Genomic DNA, 7218 nt, shown 5'->3' with positions numbered 1-7218 from the left:
GGAGGACGCCGTGCGCACCGGCCCGCCGCCGCTCGGCGAGGGCGCGCCCGACCGCGAGCGCCTGCTCGCCTTCGTGGACGCGATCGTGGACGTCGTCAGCCGGAACAAGAGCCTGCTCGCCGAACTCGCCCGCTCGGGCGTCACGCTGCCGTCCAGCGACGAGTACCACGCCAAGCAGCCGAATCCGCACGCCGTCTACGCGTTCTGGCACGGACACATCAGCGCGCTGCTCCACGCCGGGAACCCGGAGGTGGACGCCGAGACCATCGCGCATGTGATGCTCGGGTCCCTGCACAGCGACCCGATCCTCGCCCGGCTCACCGCGGAGGGCCCCGACCGCCTGAAGGCCGCACTCCGCTCAATGATCACCGCCCACCTGGACGCCCCCCGCACCCAACCCGCCCACACCTGAGACGCGCAGCCACAAGCCACGCGGACACGCAGATACGCGCCCGGAGACACGCAGTGCGAACCGCGCAGACGCGAACCGCCCCGACGCGGAAACGCAGAGCGGAAGGTACGGACGCGGACGCCCGCACACGGGACGCGCAGACGCAGACGCGCGGACGCGGAACGCTCAGGTGCGCGGCGCGCAGAGGAAACATGCGGGTAGCGGCGTGAGGCGCGCGCTTTCCTCACACGCGTGGGCGCGACAAACGCGGACACGGATGCGTAGGCATGGGATGCGCAGGCTGGGCATGCGGGCATCACCTATGCGAGCTGAGATGTGCGGGCATGAGAAAGGGCCGGGAGGCATCCCGGCCCTTCGTCTGTCCAGCTTCGGCTGTCAGCCCTCGCCGTCCGGTACGACGCGCGGCCATTTGAATACCCGCGCGGATGCGGCGGTCGTCAGGGCTTGCGGGCGACGCCGCCCAGGAACCACACCAGGTCGGAGTCCTCGGCGGGCTCCTCCTCGGGACGCCACCACGGCACCCAGACCAGTCCGGGATCGACCATCTCGAAGTCCCCGAAGAAGCGCGCCACGTCCTCGCGCGACCGCGCGAGCGCGGGCGAGGCCGTGCGGGAGTAGATCTCCTCCAGCCGGTGCACCACGTCCGGACGCAGGTCGGGCGAGCCGTGCGTGATCGCCAGGTAGCTGCCGCTCGGCAGCGCGTCGCGCAGTTCGTCCAGCAGCGCGTGCGGCTCCGCCTCGTCCGGGACGAAGTGCAGTATCGCCAGCAGGAGCAGCGCCACCGGACGGTCCAGGTCGAGCAGCCGCCGCACGTCCGGGTGGGACAGGATCGCGCTCGGATCCCGCAGGTCGGCCTGGATGACCGTGGTCCGGTTGTTGTCGGCGAGCAGCGCCCGGCCGTGCGCGAGCACCACCGGGTCGTTGTCCACGTAGACGACGCTCGCGTCCGGGTTGACCCGCTGGACGATCTGGTGGACGTTGTCCTGCGTCGGAAGGCCGGTGCCGATGTCCAGGAACTGGTCGATCCCGCAGTCCTGCGCGAGGAAGCGCGCGACGCGTCCGAGGAACGCCCGGTTCTCCCGGACGACCCGCGGGAACAGCGGGTCCGCGGCCACCGCCTCCCGGGCGCGCTCCCGGTCCACCCCGAGGTTGTCCTTCCCCCCGAGCATGAAGTCGTACATCCGGGCCACCGAGGGCGTCCGCTCCTCGAGTTCCGACGGACGCCACTGCTCCGGCCGAGCGGAGGGCAGCTCAGTAGATTCCGTCATGATCTCCTCGTTCCACGCTTTGCCCGGCGAACACCCGGGAAGATCAGTAAACCAAGCCGAACCCCCCACCCGCATCCGATTCGCACGGTCCATCCGGCCGATCGCCGCGCCGACTCCCCCGCCGGATCGTGTTGAGCGTCCCTCGACCCGGACGTCACGGCGGTACGCCGGGCGGGCGTCAGCCGCGTCCGTTGATACCGCCCAGAACCGTGAGGGTCCGGGTGATCTGCTCCTCCGAACCGAACGGCACCGCGATGAACTCCGTCGCGCCCGCGTCCGCGAATCTGCGGAGTTCCTTCTCCACCTGCCGTTCATCGCCGACGACCACGACGTCTTCCGCTCCGCCCACCCCTTCGCGTTCGAACAGCGCCCGGTAGCTCGGCACCCGGCGGGACGCCCCGAAGTGCTCCGCGACCCAGGAGCGCGCGCCGTCGGGATCGTCGGTGACCGCGATCGGCAGGTTGACGACGACCTTCGGCGCGGGTCGCCGGGCGGCGTCGGCCGCCGCCGTGATCAGCGGAACGATGTGCGTCGCGATCGTGCGGACGCCGATCCAGACGGTGACCGTCCCGTCGGCGAGTCCGCCCGCCGTGCGGAGCATGACGGGCCCCAGCGCGGCCAGGAGCACGGACGGCGGCTGTGCGCCCGGCGTGCGGATCTGCCCAGTGACATGGTGGATCTCGCCGTCGAACTCCACCTGCTCGCCGTGCAGCAGCGGCACCAGCGCGCTCAGATACTCGCGGACGTGCTGGGCCGGCCGGTCGTAGTTCATCCCGAGGGCCGTCTCGACCTGGTGCTTGTGCCCGGGTCCGATGCCGAGGGTGAGCCGGTTCCCGGTGGCGGCCTGCACCGTCAGCGCCTGACTGGCCAGTGCCAGCGGGTGACGCGGATACGTCGTGACGACGGCCGTTCCGAGAGAGAGGCCGGGCACCGCGAGTCCGGCGACGGTGGCGGACGTGAGCGCGTCGGCGGTGTGCCGCTCCGCCCACCACGCGCCCCCGAGGCCGAGGCCGGCGGCGCGCCGGGTCTCGTCGACCATCTCGGTGACCGTCCGCGGACGGTCGATCCCGATGCCGACGTTCGTGCTGATGCGCATTGACGCTCCTGCTGTGCGGACGGGCCTGCTGTGCGGACGGGCCCGGTGGTCAGGCGGCCACGGCGGCCAGCGTGCGGTGGTGCTTCGGGGCCTCGATCTCGTCGACGAGCGCGACCGCGAGGTCGGCGTAGGAGAAGGAGGCCGAGCCGTCACCGCCGGGAAGGACCTGACCGCCGCCGATCCGGTACCGGCCGGTGCGAGGCGCGTCGTCGTCCAGGACGACCGGCGGCGGGGCGACCACCAGCCAGTCGATCTCGGTGTCCGCGGCGCGGAACGCGTCGAGCTGCGCGGCGTGTCCGAGGGAGAACTCCCGGCCCTCCGCCGGGAAGCCGGGCGCGTCGTGGACCAGGACCCCCGGCGCGGTCTCCAGGGTGGTGCCGATCCCCACCAGCACCAGCCGTCCGACTCCCGCGCGTCCGAGGCCGTCCAGCAGGGCGCGCGCCGCGGCGTCGAAGAACTCCCGCGCGGGGACGTCGAGCCGGACGGCGGCGTTGATCGCCGCGTCGTGCCCGGCCGCGGCCGCCGCGACGCCGTCCGCCTTGGTGACGTCTCCGACCACCAGCGTCACTCCGGCGCCGGCCAGGTGCCCGTGCCGGGCCGGGTCGCGGACGACGGCCGTGACCTCGTGTCCGCGGGCGACGGCCTCGGAGACGGCGCGCCGGCCCGCGCGTCCGCCGGCGCCGAAGACAACGATGCTGCTCATCAGGGGGCTCCGTTCGACAGAGGCCGCCTGGTCGGCGACCGCTGCCCCGGACGCTATGTGCCCGACCTTTGGTTTCCGCAACGGTAGTAACTACGCTCGTCGCGTGAGACAGCCACTCGATCGGGACATGTTCGCGGGATGCGGCGCCACGGAGACCCCACTGTTCCGCGTCGGCGACAAATGGACGGGACGAATCATCCGTTGCCTGGAGACCGGGCCCCGGCGTTTCTCCGAATTGCAGGTCCCGCTGCACGGAGTGACCCCGAAGGTGCTGACCGAGACGCTCCGCGCGATGGAGCGCGACGGATTGGTCAAGCGCACCGCCTATGCCGAGATGCCCCCGCGCGTCGAGTACGAGCTGACCGCGCTCGGCCATACGCTGCGCGAACCCATGGCCGCGTGCTGCGAGTGGTCCGCCGCTCACGAACCGGAAGTCCGGGCAGCACGCGACACCCACGAGCGTGTCACGCTCGCCCGTGAAACCCCCGGTCCCCTGGACTGAACACCAGGCGTCCTGCCGGTGCCGCCACCCGCATGCGGAAACAGGTCGAGGGGCTTCCGGGAATCCCCAGAAGCCCCTCTTGACCAGGCACTATGCCCGTTGGCCGCTCACGGCGCCTGTCGCGTCGCCGGCGACTTCGCCCAGAATCAGCTGCAGCCGCTGGTGGAGCCGCAGCCCTCGCAGACGTAGCAGCTGCCGGCCGGGCGCATCTTGGTGCCGCAGGTCAGGCAGAGCGGCGCGTCGGCCGTGCGGCCCTGGCGGCTCTCGATGACCTCGACCGACGAGTGCGGCGCGGCCGGGGCCGGGTTCGCCGGGGCGGCGGACGCGGCCGGGGCGCGGGTGATCTCGGCGGACTGGGCCAGTGTCTCCCGCTCGGTCTCGGCGTCCGGGGAGTGCAGGGACGCCGGGTCCTCGCCGTTGGCCTGCATCGCGCGCTCGGCGGCGGACAGGATGCCGAGCTCGGAGCGGGTCTCGTAGTCGAGGTGGTCCAGGGCCAGGCGGCGGAAGATGTAGTCCATCACCGAGGTCGCCATGCGGATGTCCGGGTCGTCGGTCATGCCGGCGGGTTCGAACCGCATGTTGGTGAACTTCTCCACCCAGGTCTCCAGCGGCACGCCGTACTGGAGGCTGATGGAGATCGCCATCGAGAAGGCGTCCATCACGCCGGCCAGGGTCGAGCCCTGCTTGCCGAGCTTCAGGAAGACCTCGCCGAGACCGTCGTCCGGGTAGGACGAGGCGGTCATGTAGCCCTCGGCGCCCGCGACGGAGAACCGGGTGACCATCGCCGGACGCTGCTTCGGCAGCCGCTTGCGGACGGGCCGCACCTCGGCCGGCGCCGCGGCGGCGGGCGCCGTCTCGGCCTTCGGCTCCTCCTTCTTGCCCGCGGCGGAGAGCGGCTGGCCGACCTTGCAGTTGTCGCGGTAGATCGCCAGGGCCTTCAGGCCGAGCTTCCAGCCCTCGTAGTAGACCTTCTCGATGTCCTCGATGGCGGCCTGCTCGGGCATGTTGACCGTCTTGGAGATCGCGCCGGACAGGAACGGCTGGACGGCCGCCATCATCCGGACGTGCCCCATCGGGGAGATCGCGCGCTCGCCCATCGCGCAGTCGAACACCTCGTAGTGCTCGGGGCGCAGGCCCGGCGCGTCCACGACGTGGCCGTGCTCGGCGATGTACTCGACGATCGCCTCGATCTGCTCCTGCTGGTAGCCGAGCCGGACCAGCGCGCGCGGCACGGTCAGGTTGACGATCTGCATGGAGCCGCCGCCGACGAGCTTCTTGAACTTCATCAGCGCGAGGTCCGGCTCGATGCCGGTGGTGTCGCAGTCCATCATCAGGCCGATGGTGCCGGTCGGCGCGAGCAGCGACGCCTGGGCGTTGCGGTACCCGTTCTTCTCGCCGGTCCTGAGGCACTCCTGCCACTGCGCGGTCGCGGCGGTGTGGATGGCCTTGTCGATCTCGTCCAGGGTGCGGATCTCGTCGTTCGCCGCGGCGTGCTTGCGCATGACGCGCTTGTGCGCCTCGGCGTTGCGGGCGTACCCGGCGTACGGGCCGACGACCCCGGCGATCTCGGCGGAGCGCCGGTAGGCGACGCCGGTCATCAGGGAGGTGATGGTCGCGGCGAGCGAGCGGCCGCCCTCGGAGTCGTAGGCGTGGCCGGTCGCCATCAGCAGCGCGCCGAGGTTGGCGTAGCCGATGCCGAGCTGCCGGTAGTCCCGGGTGGTCTCGCCGATCTTCTCGGTCGGGAAGTCGGCGAAGGTGATCGAGATGTCCATCGCGGTGATGATCAGCTCGGTCATCTTGACGAAGTTCGCGACGTCGAAGGTGTCGTCGGGGCGCAGGAACTTCAGCAGGTTGATGGAGGCCAGGTTGCAGGACGAGTTGTCCAGCGACATGTACTCCGAGCACGGGTTGGACGCGGTGATCCGGCCGGTCTCGGGGTTGGTGTGCCAGTCGTTGATCGTGTCGTCGTACTGGATGCCCGGGTCGGCGCACTCCCAGGCGGCCTTGGCCATCCGGCGGAACAGGTCCTTGGCCTTGATGGTCTCGATGACCTCGCCGTTCAGCCGCCCGCGCAGGCCGAAGTCGCCGTCGTTCTCGACCGCGCGCATGAACTCGTCCGACACCCGGACCGAGTTGTTGGCGTTCTGGTACTGGACGGAGTTGATGTCCCGGCCGCCGAGGTCCATGTCGAACCCGGCGTCCCGCAGCGCGCGGATCTTGTCCTCCTCGCGCGCCTTGGTGTCGATGAACTCGGCGATGTCCGGGTGGTCGACGTCCAGCACGACCATCTTGGCGGCCCGGCGGGTCGCGCCGCCGGACTTGATCGTCCCCGCCGACGCGTCCGCGCCGCGCATGAACGAGACCGGGCCGGACGCGGTGCCGCCGGACGACAGCAGCTCCTTGGACGAGCGGATCCGGGACAGGTTCAGGCCCGCGCCCGAACCGCCCTTGAAGATGATCCCCTCCTCCTTGTACCAGTCGAGGATCGACTCCATCGTGTCGTCCACCGACAGGATGAAGCAGGCCGAGACCTGCTGCGGGGACTTGGTCCCCACGTTGAACCAGACCGGCGAGTTGAAGCTGAACATCTGGTGCGCGAGGGCGTAGGTCAGCTCGTGCTCGAAGATCTCGGCGTCCGCGTCCGAGGCGAAGTAGCCGTGCTCGACGCCGGTCGTCACGTACATCCGGACGACCCGGTCGATCAGCTGCTTCAGGCTGTGCTCGCGCTGCGGCGTGCCGACCGCGCCGCGGAAGTACTTGGACGTCACGATGTTGACGGCGTTCACCGACCAGAAGTCGGGGAACTCCACGCCGCGCTGCTCGAAGTTGACCGAGCCGTCGCGCCAGTTGGTCATGACGACGTCCCGGCGCTCCCACGTGATCTCGTCGTACGGGTGCACACCGGGCCTGGTGAAGATCCGCTCGACCTTGAGGCCCTTCCGGCCCCCCTTGCCGCGCTTGGCCGCCGAGCCGCTCACCGTCTCCGTCATGACCTCTCCCCCTCTCGGGCCCTCCCGCAAAAGGGCCCTGTCCAGGTAAAACCCCGCCCAGGGGCCGCCTCATCCCGCCCCGGGCGCTGAAAAAACGTCTTGCTGGAAGTCTTTTTGAACTACTGGAACCGGCGGCTGAACCGCCGCCGGAAGCGCCCTACCGGGACGCGTCACCGCCCGTGGGAGGTCGCCCGCCCACGCCCTGCGCGGCGGCCTCGGCCGTCGCTCCGCCGCCGGGGGAACGTCC

5 protein-coding genes and 1 pseudogene are annotated in these 7218 nt (G+C 70.8%); 2 read left to right on the top strand and 4 right to left on the bottom strand.

Translation table 11 applies throughout. The features are described from left to right. Nucleotides 1-412, top strand: a pseudogene (locus AB0J52_RS20840) (hypothetical protein); the annotation flags it as partial. A gap of 437 nt (nt 413-849) precedes the next feature. Here the strand turns inward: AB0J52_RS20840 and AB0J52_RS20835 are convergent. The 3 genes from AB0J52_RS20835 to AB0J52_RS20825 form a co-directional block, all read right to left on the bottom strand. Next, nucleotides 850-1680, bottom strand: a complete 831-nt coding sequence (locus AB0J52_RS20835) for an SAM-dependent methyltransferase (protein WP_500183298.1) — start codon at nt 1678-1680, stop codon at nt 850-852. Nucleotides 1681-1858: 178 nt separating this feature from the next. After that, nucleotides 1859-2776, bottom strand: a complete 918-nt coding sequence (locus AB0J52_RS20830) for a TIGR03564 family F420-dependent LLM class oxidoreductase (protein WP_500183297.1) — start codon at nt 2774-2776, stop codon at nt 1859-1861. A gap of 49 nt (nt 2777-2825) precedes the next feature. After that, nucleotides 2826-3479 carry an NAD(P)-dependent oxidoreductase gene (locus tag AB0J52_RS20825; RefSeq protein WP_500183296.1) on the bottom strand — a complete coding sequence of 218 codons (654 nt, stop codon included), beginning with the start codon at nt 3477-3479 and terminating at the stop codon, nt 2826-2828. A gap of 127 nt (nt 3480-3606) precedes the next feature. On the opposite strand from AB0J52_RS20825, the gene AB0J52_RS20820 reads away from it, so the two are divergent. After that, nucleotides 3607-3981, top strand: coding sequence for a winged helix-turn-helix transcriptional regulator (locus AB0J52_RS20820; protein ID WP_500183295.1), 375 nt, complete (start codon nt 3607-3609; stop codon nt 3979-3981). A 146-nt stretch (nt 3982-4127) separates the two neighbouring features. On the opposite strand, the gene AB0J52_RS20815 is transcribed toward AB0J52_RS20820, so the two are convergent. Then, the gene (locus AB0J52_RS20815; RefSeq protein WP_500183294.1) at nt 4128-6971 is read right to left on the bottom strand and encodes a vitamin B12-dependent ribonucleotide reductase; all 2844 of its coding nucleotides are present in this window, start codon (nt 6969-6971) and stop codon (nt 4128-4130) included. Nucleotides 6972-7218 lie beyond the last annotated feature (247 nt).

Source organism: Spirillospora sp. NPDC049652 (genome assembly GCF_040675125.1).
Lineage (GTDB): Bacteria > Actinomycetota > Actinomycetes > Streptosporangiales > Streptosporangiaceae > Spirillospora.
This window is presented reverse-complemented; position numbering and strand designations above follow the sequence as displayed.

Coding starts and splice junctions, on each gene's coding strand:
- AB0J52_RS20835 (WP_500183298.1), bottom strand. CDS start 1,680: ATGACGGAATCTACTGAGCTGCCCTCCGCTCGGCCGGAGCAGTGGCGT.
- AB0J52_RS20825 (WP_500183296.1), bottom strand. CDS start 3,479: ATGAGCAGCATCGTTGTCTTCGGCGCCGGCGGACGCGCGGGCCGGCGC.
- AB0J52_RS20815 (WP_500183294.1), bottom strand. CDS start 6,971: ATGACGGAGACGGTGAGCGGCTCGGCGGCCAAGCGCGGCAAGGGGGGC.
- AB0J52_RS20820 (WP_500183295.1), top strand. CDS start 3,607: ATGTTCGCGGGATGCGGCGCCACGGAGACCCCACTGTTCCGCGTCGGC.
- AB0J52_RS20830 (WP_500183297.1), bottom strand. CDS start 2,776: ATGCGCATCAGCACGAACGTCGGCATCGGGATCGACCGTCCGCGGACG.